Annotated in this window: 15 protein-coding genes; 3 read left to right on the forward strand and 12 right to left on the reverse strand. The window is 73.9% G+C overall.

The window, feature by feature from the left end; genetic code table 11:
• Positions 1-16 precede the first annotated feature (16 nt).
• The 8 genes from tgtA to B9H04_RS02560 all read right to left on the reverse strand — a co-directional run bounded on the left by tgtA (position 17) and on the right by B9H04_RS02560 (position 7,379).
• Complete coding sequence (gene tgtA, locus B9H04_RS02525) at positions 17-1,495, reverse strand: tRNA guanosine(15) transglycosylase TgtA (protein ID WP_049929749.1); 1,479 nt, start codon at positions 1,493-1,495, stop codon at positions 17-19.
• A gap of 85 nt (positions 1,496-1,580) precedes the next feature.
• Positions 1,581-2,393 carry a Nif3-like dinuclear metal center hexameric protein gene (locus B9H04_RS02530; RefSeq protein WP_049929750.1) on the reverse strand — a complete coding sequence of 271 codons (813 nt, stop codon included), beginning with the start codon at positions 2,391-2,393 and terminating at the stop codon, positions 1,581-1,583.
• A 77-nt stretch (positions 2,394-2,470) separates the two neighbouring features.
• Positions 2,471-3,811 (reverse strand): glutamyl-tRNA reductase, encoded by a 1,341-nt coding sequence (gene hemA / locus B9H04_RS02535; protein WP_085682413.1) that lies wholly within the window; start codon positions 3,809-3,811, stop codon positions 2,471-2,473.
• Positions 3,808-4,479: a precorrin-2 dehydrogenase/sirohydrochlorin ferrochelatase family protein gene (locus tag B9H04_RS02540; RefSeq protein WP_049929752.1), complete on the reverse strand. Its 672-nt coding sequence runs from the start codon at positions 4,477-4,479 to the stop codon at positions 3,808-3,810. Before B9H04_RS02540 ends, hemA begins: the two co-directional genes overlap by 4 nt.
• Before the next feature lie 31 nt (positions 4,480-4,510).
• On the reverse strand, positions 4,511-5,596 hold the full coding sequence (gene ahbB / locus B9H04_RS02545) for a siroheme decarboxylase subunit beta (protein ID WP_049929753.1): 1,086 nt from the start codon (positions 5,594-5,596) through the stop codon (positions 4,511-4,513).
• 96 nt (positions 5,597-5,692) lie between these two features.
• Positions 5,693-6,160 (reverse strand): DUF7112 family protein, encoded by a 468-nt coding sequence (locus B9H04_RS02550; protein WP_085682414.1) that lies wholly within the window; start codon positions 6,158-6,160, stop codon positions 5,693-5,695.
• Between the two features lie 10 nt (positions 6,161-6,170).
• Positions 6,171-6,569, reverse strand: coding sequence for a 30S ribosomal protein S6e (locus tag B9H04_RS02555; protein ID WP_049929755.1), 399 nt, complete (start codon positions 6,567-6,569; stop codon positions 6,171-6,173).
• 66 nt (positions 6,570-6,635) lie between these two features.
• On the reverse strand, positions 6,636-7,379 hold the full coding sequence (locus B9H04_RS02560) for a lipoyl protein ligase domain-containing protein (protein ID WP_085682415.1): 744 nt from the start codon (positions 7,377-7,379) through the stop codon (positions 6,636-6,638).
• A 136-nt stretch (positions 7,380-7,515) separates the two neighbouring features.
• Here B9H04_RS02560 and B9H04_RS02565 point away from each other — a divergent pair, with 136 nt between their 5' ends.
• From B9H04_RS02565 to B9H04_RS02575, 3 genes are all read left to right on the forward strand, one after another.
• Positions 7,516-9,192, forward strand: coding sequence for a sensor histidine kinase (locus tag B9H04_RS02565; protein ID WP_085682416.1), 1,677 nt, complete (start codon positions 7,516-7,518; stop codon positions 9,190-9,192).
• Positions 9,189-10,160, forward strand: coding sequence for a hypothetical protein (locus B9H04_RS02570; protein ID WP_049929758.1), 972 nt, complete (start codon positions 9,189-9,191; stop codon positions 10,158-10,160). Before B9H04_RS02565 ends, B9H04_RS02570 begins: the two co-directional genes overlap by 4 nt.
• Positions 10,161-10,235: 75 nt before the next feature.
• Positions 10,236-10,697, forward strand: a complete 462-nt coding sequence (locus B9H04_RS02575; RefSeq protein WP_049929759.1) for a PaaI family thioesterase — start codon at positions 10,236-10,238, stop codon at positions 10,695-10,697.
• On the opposite strand, the gene B9H04_RS02580 is transcribed toward B9H04_RS02575, so the two are convergent.
• The 4 genes from B9H04_RS02580 to B9H04_RS02595 form a co-directional block, all read right to left on the reverse strand.
• Positions 10,667-12,697 carry a molybdopterin biosynthesis protein gene (locus tag B9H04_RS02580; RefSeq protein ID WP_085682417.1) on the reverse strand — a complete coding sequence of 677 codons (2,031 nt, stop codon included), beginning with the start codon at positions 12,695-12,697 and terminating at the stop codon, positions 10,667-10,669. The two genes, B9H04_RS02575 and B9H04_RS02580, sit on opposite strands and share 31 nt — an antisense overlap.
• Positions 12,694-13,953: a molybdopterin molybdotransferase MoeA gene (locus tag B9H04_RS02585; protein ID WP_085682418.1), complete on the reverse strand. Its 1,260-nt coding sequence runs from the start codon at positions 13,951-13,953 to the stop codon at positions 12,694-12,696. The genes B9H04_RS02580 and B9H04_RS02585 overlap by 4 nt, the downstream gene beginning before the upstream one ends.
• 108 nt (positions 13,954-14,061) lie before the next feature.
• A complete protein-coding gene (locus tag B9H04_RS02590) occupies positions 14,062-14,994 on the reverse strand; it encodes a CehA/McbA family metallohydrolase (protein ID WP_049929762.1) in 933 nt (310 codons plus the stop codon).
• 89 nt (positions 14,995-15,083) lie between these two features.
• Positions 15,084-16,259: universal stress protein (locus B9H04_RS02595; RefSeq protein WP_085682421.1), on the reverse strand; the 1,176-nt coding region annotated here is incomplete at its 5' end.

The following is a 16,259-nucleotide window of genomic DNA, read 5'->3' on the forward strand; positions in this document are numbered from 1 at the left end:
ACGCGCCAGCGCCGGCTTAACCGAGCGTCCGGAGGTTCTCCGTCTCGACGCGGTCCGGCAGCCGCGCCAACGCGGCGTCGCACCACGCGTCGTGCCCGAGCGTGAGCGTCGTCTCCGGGTTCGCCGCCGCGAGCGCGGCCACACCCGCCGCCGCGGCGACCTGCGCCGCATCGTCGGTCCGCTCCGGAACCTCGGCGGTGAGCGGGTACGTCTCCGAGAGCGCGGGCGGATACGGCCCGAACGGTGGCTTCACGCGCCACACCGCGTCGTACGCGTGATTCGAGGGGGCCTTCGACTCGGTGAGCAGGAGGTCGTCGGGCGCCGCCAGCCGATCGAGTCGGTCGTGGTGTCGCATCACCTCGGGGCGACGGGCCGCCTCCCGTGAGGTGTAGAAGAACGCGTCCTTCGACCCGGGGTCGGTCCGCTCCAGTTCGTCGGCGTGGTCGAGCAGCGCGCGGTAGCCGTCGAGCATCGCCGGGTGGCCGCGGGCGCGGCGGTCGACCAGCTCCAGCAGCGTCCCCGAGCGGATCGCCTCCTTCACGCGGCGCAGTTCCTCGAAGGTGACGTGGAGGTTGTGCTCGGCGAGCAGCCGCTCCGCCTCGCCGTCGTCGAAGCCGCGGAGGTCCGCCGGCTCGTGGTCGGCGCACACGGGACACGAGCAGGGGAAGTAGTCGAGCGCTTCGAGGTGTTCGGTGCCCGAGACCGTCAGGTAGCGGCCGTCGCGGGCCATCAGCGCGTACGCGGCCGAGTCGAACAGATCGCAGCCAGCCGCCACCGCGAGCGCCAGCATCATCGGGTGGCCGGCCCCGAACAGGTGGACCGGCGCCCCCGGCCCGAGCCCGCGCTTCGCCGCGCGCACCGCCTCGACCACCTCGGCGTAGCGGTACGAGTTGAGCAGCGGCACCATCGCGCCGACCGGGAACACGTCGAGGTCGGTCGCGGCCGCGTGGCGCCCCGCCTCCTCGCGGAGGTCGGCGTACGTCGCCCCCTGGACCGGCCCGTTGACGAGCATCTCGCCGGTCTCGGCGGCCTCGGCGTCTGCGAGCGCCCGCTTCGTCGTCTCGAGCTCTGACTCGGCGCGCTCGCGGTCGGCGTCCGGGGGCGTCGGCACGTCGACGGGCGTCGCCACGTCGCTGCCGATCTGTCGCTGGAACTCGATTATCTCCTCGGTCGTCACGTCGATGTCGCCGTACTCGGCCAGCTGGAAGGAGCCCGAGTCGGTCATGATCGCGCCGTCGAAGCCGAGGAACTCGTGGAGCCCCTCGTCGAGCACGCGGTCGCGGATGCGGTCCGTGCTGCGGATGATGTAGGAGTTCGTGATCAGCATCTCCGCGCCGAACTCCTCGCGGAGCCGCTCCGGCTCGATCGTGAGCACGTTGGGGTTGACCACGGGCAGGAGCGCCGGCGTCTCGACCGTGACGTCGGCGCGGGGGACCGTCAGCCGACCGATCCGCCCGGCGGCGTCGTGGTCCCGGATCTCGAAGTGATCGCGCATACCCGGACTGCGCGGACGCGAGCGGTAAGGGTTGCGTTCGGCGGCGAGCGCGCCCGCAGGGGCCGCCCCCCGGCGCGAGCGGGGCTCAGAGCCCGGTCGGATGCGAGAGGTACGTCGTCTCGACGCCCCAGTCGGCGGTCAGCGACTCCAGCGCCCGAACGCCGAACGTCTCCGTCGCGTAGTGGCCGGCGAGGAAGACTGTCACCCCGGCCTCGCGGGCGTCGTGGTACACCTGTTGTTTCCCCTCGCCCGTGATCAGCGCGTCCGCGCCCGCTGCGACCGCCTCGTCGAGCCAGTCGACCCCGGAGCCGGTGACGACCGCGACCCGTTCGACCTCGTCGGGCCCGAAGTCCAGGACGCGCGTGGGCGACGGCTCGCCGTCCGGTTGGCCCTCGAACCCGTCGAGCGTCTCGCGGAGCGCGTCCGCCGAGCGCGGCGCCGCCGTCTCCCCGATCGTGCCGATCGTCACCGGGCCGATCTCGCCGAAGGGGTCACGGTCTTCGAGTCCGATCTCGGTGGCGACGCCCGCCGCGTTGCCCAGTTCCCGGTGGCCGTCGAGCGGGAGGTGCGAGACGTACAGCGCGATGTCGTGCTCGATGAGCGCCGCGATCCGGTCGTGGACGCGACCGGTCACGCGTTCGATGCCGCCCCACGAGAGCCCGTGGTGGACCACGAGGACGTCGGCGCCCGCGTCCGCGGCGGCCTCGATCGTCGCCGTCGCGGCGTCGACCGCGAAGGCGACCCGTTCGACCTCGGGGTCGTCGGCGGGTCCGGTGCCCGGGCTAGCGGCCTCGCCGCCCGGGCCGACCTGCAGGCCGTTCGCGCTCGCGTCGACGTCGGCGTACGCGGCCGTGTCGAGCTCCTCGTCGAGTCGGTCGACGTACTCGGAGAGCCTCATACCGGTCGGTGTGCGCGTCGGCGAATAAAGGGCGCGGAGCGGGCGCGGTCGAGAACGTCGGGGCCGGCGGTCGGGGGTCAGTCGTCGAGCTCCTCGGCGACGGAGTCCGGGACCGCGTCCGGGGAGCCGACCCCGGCGTCGGGAGCGTCCGACTCGACCGAGTCGCCCGTCTTCGGCGTGAAGTCGGGGTCGAACAGCCGGAGCGCCGTGCGGATCGTCTCCCAGTCGTCCTCGCCGGCCGCGTCTCGGAGCGAGCGCGTCGGGGCGGCGGGGAGCTGGCCGACGAGGGCGTCGGCGAGGTCGGCGACCGTCTGGCGCTGCTCGTCCGTGAGGTCGCCCTGCGCCTCCAGCTTCGACATCGCGCGGTCGAGCTCGCGCGCCTTCACCCGGTCCGCGCCGGCGTACATCGCCGAGATGGCGTCGTCGGCGCGCTTGCGCTTGTACGCCTCGAGGATGCGGTCGAGCTCCGCGTCGATGCTCGACTCGACCTCGCGCGCCTCCGCGGCGCGGCCCTCCCTAGTCCGCTGGGTCACGTCTTCGACGTCGTCGATGTCGAAGACGGTCACGCCCTCGCGCGCGCCGGCCGCCGGGTCGACGTCGCGGGGCTGCGCGATGTCGATACAGACGACCCGGCCGGCGCCGTCGACGTACGACGGGTGGACGACGAGGTCGGGGCTGCCGGTCGCGGTGACGACGAGGTCGGCGTCGGGGACCACGGCGGGGAGGTCCGCGAGCGGCACCGCCTCCGCGGGCGTGTCGACCTCCTCGGCGACGAACTCCGCGTGCGGGACGGTGCGGTTCGCGACGACGATGTCCGAGACCGGCGTGTCGTCGAGCGCCCGGGCCGCGAGCGTCCCCATCTCGCCGGCCCCGACGACGACGGCCGAGCCGTCGGTGAGGTCGATCTCGTCCGCCGCGAGCCGGACCGCGGCGGAACCGAGCGAGACGACGCCCTCGTTGATCTCGGTTTCCGTCCGCGCCCGCTCTCCGACGTGGAGCGCCTTCGTCACGGCGTCCTTGAGGACGGGGCCGATGCCGCCGGCGGACTTCGACTCCTCGTAGGCCTCCCGCAGCTGCCCGATGATCTGGTCTTCGCCGAGCACGAGCGACTCCAGCCCGGAGGCGACGCGCATCAGGTGTTCCAGGCTCTCCTCGTGGTCGAGGCGGCGGACCGCGCCGCCGCGGACGTCCGGCGCGAACGTCGACAGCGCCGTCGTGCCGTCGACGGTCCGGTCGGTGACGACGTACGCCTCCGAGCGGTTACACGTCTGCACCGCGAACGCCTCTTCGACCCCTTCTCGCGCGAGCAGGTCGGAGACGGTCGCGCGGACGCCGTCGCCGCCGGCGGCCTCGATCTCGTCGACGGTCGCGTCGGCGTGGGCGACGCTCACGCCGGCGATCGCACCCGTCTCTCTCATCGGTCGAGTACCTCCTCGATCACGGTGTCGGCCTCTTGCCGTCCGTTGGATCTCCCCTTTTGTAAACCCTTCCAAACCCCCCGGGATCTGACAACGCGGCGAACCGCTTCCCGGCGTTTCTCGGGAGGTATACCCTCGGATTTCAGTTCCTCGCGGATCTCGCCAGAGAGCGCCGCCATCTCGCCCGCCCCCTCTATCTCGGCCTCGATCCGCTCGCGTAACGCCTTCGCGAGCGCGGGGCTGGTCCCGCCCGTCGAGAGCGCGACGGTCACCGGCTCGTCTTCCACCGTCGCGGGCACCACGACGCTCCCGGGGTCGCGACCCCCGGAGACGTCGGTCCGGTTGACCAAGATCCCGCGGTCGAGCGCGGCCGACTCCACGGCGGCGTTGACCGCGGCGTCGTCGGTCGCGGCGACCGCGAGCGCGGGACCGAGCCGATCGATCCAGCCGGCGACCGCGTCGGCGTCCGGAGCGGCGCGTAGCAGTTCGATCGCGGTGTCGCGCTCCGCCGCGGGGTCGTCGGGCGAGGGCAATCGCTCGTCGAAGTCGGGACTCACGACCACGACGCGCGCGGCCTCGTCGAAGCCGCGGGCCTTCCGCGAGCCGACGGCGCCGCCGCCGAAGACGACCACCGTCTCGCCCGCGAAGTCGTGGTACAGCGGCGTCACGGACGGCCTCCGGTCCCCGCGATTCGGGGAGTCACGCCGTGTTGCTGTCCGCCCGGTCCGCGATGCGGATACCGGTCTTCTTCAGGATGCGCGTCGAGAACAGGGTGTCCCAGTCGTCCGCGCCGACGTCCCAGTGCTCGTCCATCAGCTCCCTGACCTCGGCGATCCGGCGCTCGCTCTCGGCCTCGGTGCGGCCGTGCGTCATGGCGAAGAAGTTGTACTCCCAGACGCCGGCGTGGCGCGGGCGCTCGTAGCAGTGCGTGACGAAGCCTAGGTCGGCGACGGAGGGGCCGACCTCGTCGAGGGCGTCTTCGGGCACGTCCCAGACGGTCATCCCGTTCTCCGTGTAGCCGAGCGCGTAGTGGTTCGGGATGACGCCGACGCGGCGCACCTTCCCCTCCCGCTCGAACCGCTTGATCGTCTCGATCACCCAGTCCACGTCGGCGCCGACCGCGGCGGCCACGTCGGCGTACGGCGTCTCGGTCACCGGGAGCCCGCCCTGGATCTCGACGACGAGGTCGCGCTCGTCGGGCGTCAACGTTCCGCGGTCGCTGGGCGAGACGTCGGGCCCGAGCCCCGAGAGGTCCACGTCGCCGTCGGGGACCGGGCCGTCGACGAGGAACTTCGCGCCGACGTGGAACTCCCGGAGCTTCGGGAGGTTGTACGTCTCCTGGCCCGTCGCGTCCTCGATCTCCGCGAGCACCTCCTCGACGCGGTCGCTCCCGTCCTTGTCGGGGTCCGGGTGGTCCGCGACGCTCACCACGAACCACATGTTGAGGTGCGGGTGCTCCCGCTCGTAGTTGTGTGCGACCGCGGTGAACTCGTTCACCGTCTCCGCGACCTCGTCGTAGCGGTCCTCGGGCGCGTGCATCGCGACGAGCGAGGCGGCGCCGCCGATCTCCTCGGCGTTGACGAGCGCGCCGAACCGCGAGAGGATCCCCTCCTCGTCGAGCTCGCGGACGCGCTCGCACAGCTCCGGTCCCGTCACGCCGACGCCGCGCTCGCGGAGCGCGGCCGCCGCCGCGTCGAAGGGGCGCTCCGCGACCGGGAAGCCGCCCTGGAACGCGTTGATGATCGCGCGGTCGAGCGCCGTCAGGTCCGCGTCGACCTCCTGCATGGACCGATCTCGGGGCCGCGCGAGAATAAGCGATCCGACCTGACGCCGCGCCGCCGCGGCGGAGGGTGACCGTCGACGCCCGGCGCGCTCCGGGAGCTACCCGTCCACGTCGCGGGCGATGTCGGCGAGCGACGACCGCGGCCCGCGGTCCGCGTCGTACACGGTCCGCTCGCCGGGGATCCGCAGCCCGTACAGCTCGCCAGACACCACCACGTCGAGGACGACGCTCTCGCCCGGCTCCCGGCCGTTCGCGTCGCGCCACTCGACCAGCCGGTTCGTCCCCTCGCCGGACTCGCGCGCCAGCCGCCGGTTGTCGAACGCGCCGCGGAGGAGCCGCCCGCGCGAGTCGGCCGCGACACGCGCGTGGTACTCGTCGCGACCGGTCGCGACGCGGATCAGGTCCCCCTGACTCACGCCGGGCGCGTCGCAGGCCCCGGACGCGACGCGCCCGTCGAGCGCGTCGTCGTCGGGAAGTCTGACGCAGGGGCGGCGAGTGCCGCCGCTCCGGGCGAGCGAGACGCGAACCGAGGAAACGTCCTCGCCGTCGGAGGGAACGCGAGGCATCGAAGCGCCGTTACTCGTCGGCGTCGTCGTCGCCCTCGCCGAGCGCGGCCGCCACGTCGCCGTCGCCGTCGACGACGCTCGCGTTGATCTGCGCGATGTCGTCGTCGACCTCGCGGCCGCGGACGGTGATCCGCTTGCGCTCGCCCTCGCGGGAGGGCTCGAAGCCGACGCCGCCCTCGAGGAGGAGCTCCTTCAGGCGGGTGCCGGAGACGTCTTCGCGCATCGGGCGCCCGGTTTCGTCGGAGCCGCCGGTGAGTTCGATCGTATGGTCGGAGAGCCCGACGGCGTCGCCGCCGATCTCGTCGCCGAGTTCGCGACCGAGGAATCGGTTGGCGTCCTGTCCGTCGACCTCTCGCTGGAACGTCTCGCCGGTCTCGGGGTCGGCGACGACGACTTTGAATTCGGCCATGCCCGAACGCAGACCCCCGCGCATAAAAAGCACGTCGAAACGTCGGAACCGCGCGCCGCGCAGCGCTCAGTCGGCTGCCCCGCCGACGCGCACGATCCGGCGCTCGCCGTCGCCCCACGGCCCCTCCACGAACGCGGTCTCGACCGCGCGGGCGACGGCGTCGGGGTCGTCCGGACCGCCGGCGTCGGCGACGCTCCCGACCGAGCCGGGATCGAACGGCAGGCCGAGCGCGTCGTAGACCGGTTCGGTGACCGACGCGATCGGCCCGGCGTCCGCCGCCGAGACGACGAGGACGCCGGCGACGAGCGCCGCGTCGGCGCGCACGCGCTGCGCGAGCCCGGCGACCTTCCCGCCGCCCGCGGCCCCGCCGGTTTCCGTCGCACCGCCCCCAGCGACGCGCAGGGAGTGCTCGCCGGGGCAGAACGCGGCCGGGGGCTCGCCGCGGACCACGTCGGCGCCGAGGTCGCGGAGCGCGTCGCGGAGCGTCTCGGTCGCGGTCTCGTACCGCGAGTCGATCGACCCCCGGTCGCCGCCGGTCGGTACTGCGACGCCGAACGAGAGCGTCGACCCGGTGTACGCGACCGCGCGACCGCCCACGTCGCGCTCGACGGCAGGGAATCCGGCCGCGCGCGCCGCCCGCTTCGCCCGGTCGAACCCCGGCTCGCGGGCGTCCCGCCGGCCGAAGGCGACCTGCTTCGGCGGCGCCGTGACGCGGACGGCCGGGACCCCCTCCGCGGCCGACGCGAGCAGGTCGCCCGCCGGCTCCCGGTCGGCCGCCGGGGTCGCGAACTCGCCCCTGTACACGCGCATGGACGTGCCGACGGCGGCGGCACACAAGCCCCTTGCGCCGAGCGCGGTCGCTCGGGGCGGGGAGAAACCGAGGGCCCCGGGGGCGCCGGCGCGTGACACAACAGTTTTGTCGGCGCTGGAAGTGGTACCGGTATCGATGAGCGACCTGAGCGCCCTGCCGGTTCAGGCGTACCTGACCGCCTGCCTGCTGGCCGGCGTCATCGGGCTCTGGCTCGGTCGGGTCGCGTGGCGGGAGCGCGACGAGCCCGGCGGCCTCGAGGTCGCGCTGTACCTCCTCAGCGGCGGCGGCGCGTCGCTGCTGTACGGCCTCCAGATCGCCGCGTCCGGTGAGCTCGCGATGCGCGTCGCGCTCAGCCTCGCGACGCCGCTCCTCGGCGCGCTTCCCGTCCTCTGGATGGCGTTCGCGCTGGCGTTCACCGGGCGCGAACGCTGGCGGACGGAGAACCGGATCGTCGCGCTCGCGACCCCCGCGTTCGTCTGGGTCCTCCTCGCGTGGTCGAGCGGGACCCACGGGCTGGCCCGGCGCTCCGTCGCCCCCGTCGCCGACGGCCCGTTCACGCTGCTCGGATACGGGTTGGGTCCCGCCGGCGGCGCGTTCGTCCTCTTCGCGTACGCGCTGTGTCTCGCCGGCGCGTCCCTCGTCGTCGACCTCTACGACCGGACCGGGAACCGCTACCGGCTCCAGACGTTCGTCGTGCTGCTCGGCACGCTGTTCCCGTTCCTCGCGGGGGCCGTGACGTTCGTCGACGTCGGGAGCTACGGAGACCTCTCGTGGCTGCCGACGGCGTTCGTGATCCACGGCGTGTTCCTCTACGGCACCGTCTTTTGGCTCGGCACCCTCGACGCCGCGGTCGTCGCGCGCGACACCGCGGTCGAGGTGATGCAGGACCCGGTGATCGTCTCCGGCTCCGACGGGCGGATCCGCGACCTCAACCCCGCCGCCGAGTCGCTCCTCCCGCCCGACGCGGTCGGCTCGTCGCTGTCGGACGTGTTCCCGCGGCTGGAGTCCGGCGTCGAACACCCGATCGCCATCGGGGACCGCGAGTTCGACATCCAAGAGAACCCGATCACGGACCCGCGCGGGACCGACCGCGGCCACGTCTTCCTGCTCCGCGACGTGACCGCGCGGGAGCGGCGACAGGCGGAACTCGAACGCCGGGAGGCGGAGCTCGAACGGCAGAACGAGCGGTTAGAGGAGTTCGCCGGCGTCGTCTCGCACGACCTGCGAAACCCACTCGCCGCCGCGTCTGCGGCCGTCGAGCTGGCCCGCCAGCGCGACGGCGACCCCGACGGCGCCTTAGAGCGGGCCGCGAACGCCCACGAGCGGATGGACGACATGATCGAGGGACTCCTCGCGCTGGCGACGGCGGGGGAGACGGTCGACGACCTCGACCGGGTTTCGCTGGACGGGACGGTCAGACGCGTCTGGTCGCGGCTCGAGACCGCCGACGCGACGCTGACCGTCGCGGGCGACGCGACCGCGTTGGCCGACCGCGACCGGCTCGAACAGCTGACCTCCAACCTGTTCCGCAACGCGATCGAACACGCGGGAGAGGACGTGGCCGTCACGGTCGCTATCACCCGAGGCGGCGACCGGGCCGCGCTCTCGATCGGCGACGACGGTCCCGGGATCCCGGCCGAGGAGCGCGAGCGAGTCACCGAGCGCGGCGTGTCGCTCGGCGGCGGCACCGGGCTGGGGCTGGCGATCGTCGGCGACATCGCCGAGGCGCACGGCTGGACGCTCTCGGTCACCGAGTCCGACGCCGGCGGCGCGCGGTTCGTGATCGAGGGGATGGAGGTCGCCGACCCGTGACCGACCCGCCGGAGGCGACCGTCACGCTCCCCGCGGAGGTCGTCGAGCAATACGAGAAGTTCTCGCGGTTCAACTCCCCGTACCCCGCCCACGAACGCGGTCGCGCCGTCGACCTCTACCCGGGCGACGGGGTCGGCCGCTCTCCGGTCGCCGGGACCGTCAGCGCGGTCCGCACCGTCGGCTGTCCGGACCGCCCGTATGCGGCCGACGAGGACCACCTGATCGTCGTCGGCCTCGACGACGAGTGGTGTGCTCGCGCGGGCGCGCCCTCCGGCACCGTCGCGCGGATCCTCCACGTGATCCCGGCGGTGGCGCCGGGCGACCGGGTCACCGTCGGCGACGCGCTCGGCCCGACGACCCGCTCGGGCTTCTTCGGCCAGTGGGTGGATGACCACGTCCACCTCGGGTTCCGCCCACCGGACGCGAACCCCCTCCGAGCGAGCGGGTCGCTCCCGGTCGCCGCGGACCTCCCCGTGGAGCCGGTCGCGTGGGACGGGACCGGAACCGTCGTCGAGCGGGGGCCGACCCACGTCGTGCTCGCCGGCCCGCGGCGGACCGAGCCCGGACCGTCGTTCGCGGCGCTCGCGAGCGACGGGGGGGTCCCGCTCGACGGCGGGCTGACGCACTACGCGGGCGGCGGGACGTTCGCGGCGAGCGACGCGGCGCCCGGCGAGGATGGAAGAGACGACCGACGCCCGCGGTCGGGCGACGCGGTGTCCCTCCTCGGGACCCGGATCGGAACCGCGGCCGCCCACGGCGGGGGGTCGTCCGGGGCGCCACGGGTCGAGTGGGGGGCGGTCGACGTCCGCGCGAACGGCGATCGCATCGTGGGGCTCTCCCTGTTCGCCGCGCGCGGCGAGCGCTTCGGCGTCAAGTTGGTCTGTCCGGACCGCTCGTTCGCGATCGGCGAGTCGGTGACGGTCGAGCTCGTGCCAAGCGACGACCCGATCCGGCTCGGCGTCGGGTGAGCGAGGCCGTCAATCGATCGCCGGTTGTCGCCCGTTTCCGGGGGGTACAAGCCGTCCCGGGACGACCGGCGGGACATGGATCAGACGGACATCGCGGAGATGGACCCGCTCCCCGACGCGGCGACGCGGTTCGTCGAACAAAAGTTAGAGGACGAACACGGCTACCTCTCGTGGCTGAACACGTCGGTCGAGACGGTCGAGCGCGGGCGCGTCGTGCTCTCGATCCCCTTCGACGAGAAGCTCACGAACACGGACGGGCAGACGATCCACGGCGGCGTGGCGGCGACGCTGATTGACACGGCCGGCGGCGTCGCGCAGCGCACGACGTTCGAGGACCCGCTCGACGGCGGCGTCGCGACGGTGAACCTCAACGCGAACTACCTCCGCCCCGCGACCGGCGACCTCCGCGCGGAGGCCGAAGTGATCCGGGCCGGCGGCTCCATCGGCGTCAGCGAGATGACCGTCACCAGCGGCGTCGACGGGGACCGCGGCGAGGTCGTTGTCGGTCAGGGATCGTTTCGGCTGTTCCGCGAGTAGCCCGGGAGGTCGGCGAGGATCGCGTTGATCCCGCCGCGACCGCCGTCGCCGTCGAGTGCGGCCGCCAGCGCCGCGACCGGCTCGCGGCCGGCGCGGTCGGGGGCCGCCCTGACGACGACCGACTGCTCGCCGAGCGGGACGAACGCACAGCCCAGCCGTTCCGCCGTCTCGCGGAGCCCGAGCCCGGCGTCCGCGTCGCCCGCGACGACCGCGCGGGCCGGGCTCTCGAACGCCTTCGCGGTCCGCTCGTAGCCGTCGATCCGCTCGGCGAGGTCCCGGCGGTCGGCGTCGCGCTCGTCCGCGAGGTCGTCGAGCGCCGTGTCGAGGCTCCGACGGAGGCCCGAGACTGTCGGCCGGTTCCGGAAGCGGAGGTCGCGGTCGACGAGGTCCGCGATCCCGGTCACCGCCTCCGGGTTGCCGTCGGGGACGACAAGCCCCCACTCGCGGGTCCAGCCGCCGAGGGCTTCGGCGCCGACCTCGCGGTCGGTCGGTCCGGCGGTCACCGCCACGTCGGGGACGCCGTCGCGGAGGCGGCGGTGCCCCCCGCGCGAGCCGACGGCGAGGTACCGCGGGTTCGCGAGGCGGTCGAGCAGGCGGTTGAGCGCGGGGTCGTCCTCGCCGACGCCGAGCAGCGTCGGCGGGCGCACGTCCGGCGAGAACAGCTGTACCTCGACCGCCTCACCGGCGTCGAGGACCTCCGTGTCCGGGTCGACCGCGACGACGCCGTCAGCCTCGACGAGGCTCGTCGTCGCGCCGGACCCCTTGTCCACCGGGTAGACGAGCGGGGGGGCGTCGTCGTCTAGGTCGAGCAGGCCGACGGGCATCAGCCGGAGACGGCCCTCCGAGTAGCGCTCGCTCACGCCCATCCGCCCCTCGACGGTCGCCGTCGCGGGCTCGGGCTGGCCGGCGGCGTCGCGGATCGCGGGCGCGACGAACGTGCGAAATATGGTGAGCGCGGACACCGGGTAGCCGGGGAGGCCGACGTACGCGGACTCGCCGACCGAGGCATCGTTCCGGGCGGCGTCCTCGCCGACGCCTTCGTCGCCGTCGCCGCCGTCGGAGCCGCCCCGGTCGAGCCGGCCGATCAGCATCGGCTTCCCGGGCTTGACCGCGACGCCGTGGAGCAGGAGCTCCCCGCGCGCCTCGATCACGTGGTAGATGACGTCGACCGCGCTCGCCGAGGTCGACCCCGACGAGAGCACGAGGTCGCACTCGTCGGCCGCCCGGCGCAGCAGCCGCTCCATCTCGTCGTAGTCGTCGCCGGCGTGCGGGTAGAGGACCGGCTCGCCGCCCGCCTCCTCGACGCCGGCGGCGATCGTCGTCGAGTTCACGTCGTAGATCTCCCCGCGGTCCGGGTTCAGCGCCTCGCCCGGGCGGACCAGCTCGTCGCCGGTCGAGACGATACCGACCCGCGGCCGCCCCTCGACCGGGACCTCGTCGACGCCGAGCGCCGACAGCAGCCCGATCTCGCGGGGCGTCAGCCGCGTGCCCGGTCCGAGCGCGCGGGCGCCGGCGGCGATGTCGGTCCCGGCTGTCATCACGTGATCGCCCGGCGCGACCGACGTGCGGACAGCGATCCGCGAGGGACCGTCGTCGTCGACCCCGTCCCCGCCCGAACCGAGCTCGTCGGTGCGCTCGACCATCACGACCGCGTCGGCGCCGTCGGGCATGACGGCGCCGGTGGAGATCTCCGCGCAGGTCCCCGGCTCGACGGTCACGTCGGGCGCGGCGCCCGCGTGGACCGCGCCGACGAGGTCGAGTTCGGCGGGATCCGCCTCGTCCGCGCCGAAGGTTTCCCGCGCGCGGACGGCGTACCCGTCCATCGACGCGCGGTCGAAGCCGGGCACGTCGATCGCGGCGTCGACGCGCTCGGCGAGAACGCGACCGCGGGCGTCCGCCAGCGAGACCGTCTCCGGGGTCGGCGACAGGTCGAGCGATTCGATCGCCTCGCGCGCGGCCTCGGGGGTCGCGAGGTCCCGGAACTCCTTGCGGTCGCTCATTCCGTCACCTCCCACAGTTCGACGTCGACCGACTCGCCGGCGTCGAGCCCCTCCCGCGGCTCGGGCACGACCACACAGCCGTCAGCGAGCGCGACGCTGGAGAGGATGCCGGAGCCGCTCGCGCGGGTCGGCGTCGCCGTCGGGAGCGCGTCGTCGACCGCCGCGTCCCCGTCGGGGCCGTCGTCGGGACCCGAAAGTGACACGCGCGCGAAGGTCCGTACACCGGGCTCGCTCGCGACCTTCCGGCCGAGCGTCGCGCGCCGCGTCGGGAACGGCTCTACGTCGGCCCCGCCCGCGCGCTTCATCGCGGGGCGGAGGAACTGCGCCGCGTTGACGATACACGCGACCGGGTAGCCGGGCAGCGACACGATCGGCGTCCCCTCGGCGCGGCCGAGGCAGACTGGGTGCCCGGGCTTCAGCGCGACGCCGTGGACCAGCACCTCGCCGAGGTCGCCGACGACCTCGGGGATCAGGTCCCGCTCCCCGACTGACGAGCCGCCGGTGGTGACGACCACGTCGGCGTCGAGGTCGGCGGCGACGGCCTCGCGCAGCGCCTCCGGGTCGTCGGTGACGACGTCGCGGTAGCGCGCCTCGCCGCCCCAGCGCTCGACGAGCCGGGAGACGGTGCGCCCGTTCGCCTCGATCACCTCGCCGGGGCCGGGATCCGACTCCACCAGCTCCTCGCCGGTCGGAATCACGGCGACCTCTGGCGGCTCCCGGACCGTGACGGTGTCGAGGCCCACCGAGCGCAGCAGGCCGAGGTCGGAGGGGCGCAGGGCGTGGCCGGGCTCGTAGAGGCGCTGGCCGTCGGCGACGTCCTCGCCGGCCTCGCCGACGTTCTCGCCGGTCGCGACCGCCTCGAACACCTCCACCTCGCCGCCGACCGACTCGACCTGTTCGATCATCACGACCGCGTCCGCGCCCTCCGGGACTGCGCTGCCGGTGTGGACCCGAGCGGCCTCGCCGGGCGCGACCGCGTCCGCCTCGGCGGGCTTGGCGGTCAGGACCGCCGGCGATCGGTCGCCGGCGCCGAAGGTGTCGCTCGCGCGGACGGCGTACCCGTCCATCGCGGCGCGGTCGTACCCCGGCACCGGCGCCGGCGCGTCGATCGGTTCGGCGACGACGCGGCCGTCGGCCGCCTCGACCGGGACCGTCTCCGTCCGGTCGTTCGGCGCGACGGCGTCGAGCAGCGTCGCCCTCGCGTCCGCGACCCGGGTCCGCCGCTTGAACCCGGACTCCCGTCTGTCGTGGCTCATGCCCACACATTCGCGGCCGCGGGCAAAAACCCCGTTCTCCGCGGGCGCCGTCGTTCGGACCCTCGGTCGCGGCCGCTCGCCGACGCCCCCGGCCGCCGACGCGCCCGGTCAGGCGAACCACGAGAGGAACCGGCGAGTCCGGTGGACCGACTGGAGGGCGGCGACCTTCGCGGCCGTGAGCGCGCCGAGGGTCGTCCGCCTGGTGGCCCGAGCGCCCCGGGCCGCGCCGGTCCGCGCGTAGTACCCGGACCGGCGTCCGGCTGCGCCGACGTAGTGTTTCGCCGCCATTCGGATCGGCGCGCGCCGGCCGTCGACGGTCGTCGTGCCGCGGCGGATCGCCGTCAGCACGTCGTCCGCGGTGACCTCGCCGACCGACTCTCGCCCCTCGATCGTCAGCTCAGTGAACGCCCGGCCGACGTACTGGAGGTGGTGCGCGTCGCTCGCGGCGACCCCCGGGTAGCCGTGGGTCGCCGCGAACCGCCGCGCGCGTCGGTTTCGGTACCCCGTGAACAGCCACGCGTTGAACACCTCGACGGCGTCGACCTCGGCGCCCGGCGCGGCGGCCCCGGCCGCGTCGACCGCGTCCTCGTCCGGCAGTTCCGCGTCCACGCCGGACGTTTCGGCGTCCGGCGCTTCCCCGCCGGAGCCGTCGCCCGATCCGGGCGTCGGGATGTCGCGCTGACGGACGCCGTGGCGCGAGCGCTGAAACGGGTGGGGAACGATCGCGACGCCGCCCTGCTCGTGGATCCGCCGGACCGTCTCGGCGTACGGCTCGCCGCGCGGCGGCATTCGATCGACGCCGATCGCCAGCAGGTGGCCGTGCGCGGTCGACACCTCCACGCCGGGGATGCCGATCAGCCCGTACTCGGCGGCGGTCTCCGCGGCGCGTTTCGACTCGCGGATCACGTCGTGGTCAGTGATAACGACCGCGTCGAGCCCGATCTCGGCCGCGTGTTCCAAGATCAGATCGACCGGCTCGTGCCCGTCGTAGCTGTCCTCGGAGTGCACGTGCGGGTCGATGCTGACGGTGACGCGGGACACGACCGAACTACGCGGCGGGAGGTATATAAATGGAGGAGCGGCGGCGGTTGGCCGAGAGGAGATCCGCCGCGCGCGCGCCGCCGACGGTCTCACCCCTCTCGTAACACCCGCACCTCGTGGTCCGCGTTCCCGCGGTCCACGATGGCCACGTCGCACTGGACGTCCTGGATGCGCTCGAAGGTCGGCGGAGAGACGAGCCGCGAGGCCGCGGAGCGGTCCCCGCTCGACCCCATGAGGACGAGGTCGTAGGCGTCCGCGTTCGCGCCGAGAAACGCCGTCACCTCCGACCGCGCGACCCGCGTCTCGACCGGCCCCGTCGTGGTCTCGACGGGGTTCGCCAGCTTCGTCTCGGCCCGTCTGCGCTCGGACTCGGCGTCGATACAGGTACAGACGCTCACCCCGCCGCTCTCGCCGGCCAGTCGCTCTGCGAAGTCGATCATCGCGTGCGCCGAGTCGCCGGGCCGGGCGACCAGTACGAGGACGCGCCGCCAGGTGTGGACGCCCGTCGTCGACCGGAACGCGACGGCGTCGAGTGGACCGGCGAAGACCTCCCGGGCGAACGGCGAGAGGAGGCCGTCTTCGGTCTCGTACGGCGTCACGATCAGGTCCGAGTTCGTCGCGCGGGCGGTCTCGACGGCGACCCGGGCCGGATCGCCGTCGGCCGCGACGACCACCTCGCACGGCACGTCGAACCGGGCTCGGATCTCCGCGGCGTGAGGTTCGAGCCGCTCGACCGCCGCCGCCGCCGCTCGGTCCGAGACCTCCTCCTCGAAGTCGCCGTCGAACGACGCCCGCACCGAGTCCGGGAGGTCTCCGGGCGTCGCGGCGCCGTGGTCGGCGGACACTGCCCGCTCCGCGACCGCCATCTCCGCGTCGTCGACGATGTCGAGGAGGACGACCTTCCCGGCGTCGTGGGCGGCCGCGAGCCGCGCGCCGAAGAACGCGGTCGCCTCGCTCGTCTCCCCACGCATCGGCACCAGGACGTGGTCGTCAGCCTGCGTGGTCCCGTAGAGGTAGCGAGCGCGCTCCTCGTAGAACCGCGTGCGCCAGACGGTGAACGCGCCCGCGACGAGACTGCCGGAGACCGCGACGGCCACGACGTAGGCCGCCGCCGGGTCGACGGTGGTGCCGAACACGAGCACCGCGTCGCCGCGCGCGCTCACGAGGACCAGAAGCGCGGTCGAGAAGGCGGCCGGTTCCTCGACGCTGGCCAGCCACGTCAGGCCGCCGCAGAGCATGATCGACAGCCCGGCGCTGAGCGGACT

Source organism: Halorubrum ezzemoulense DSM 17463 (assembly GCF_002114285.1).
In the GTDB taxonomy this organism is placed as follows: domain Archaea; phylum Halobacteriota; class Halobacteria; order Halobacteriales; family Haloferacaceae; genus Halorubrum; species Halorubrum ezzemoulense.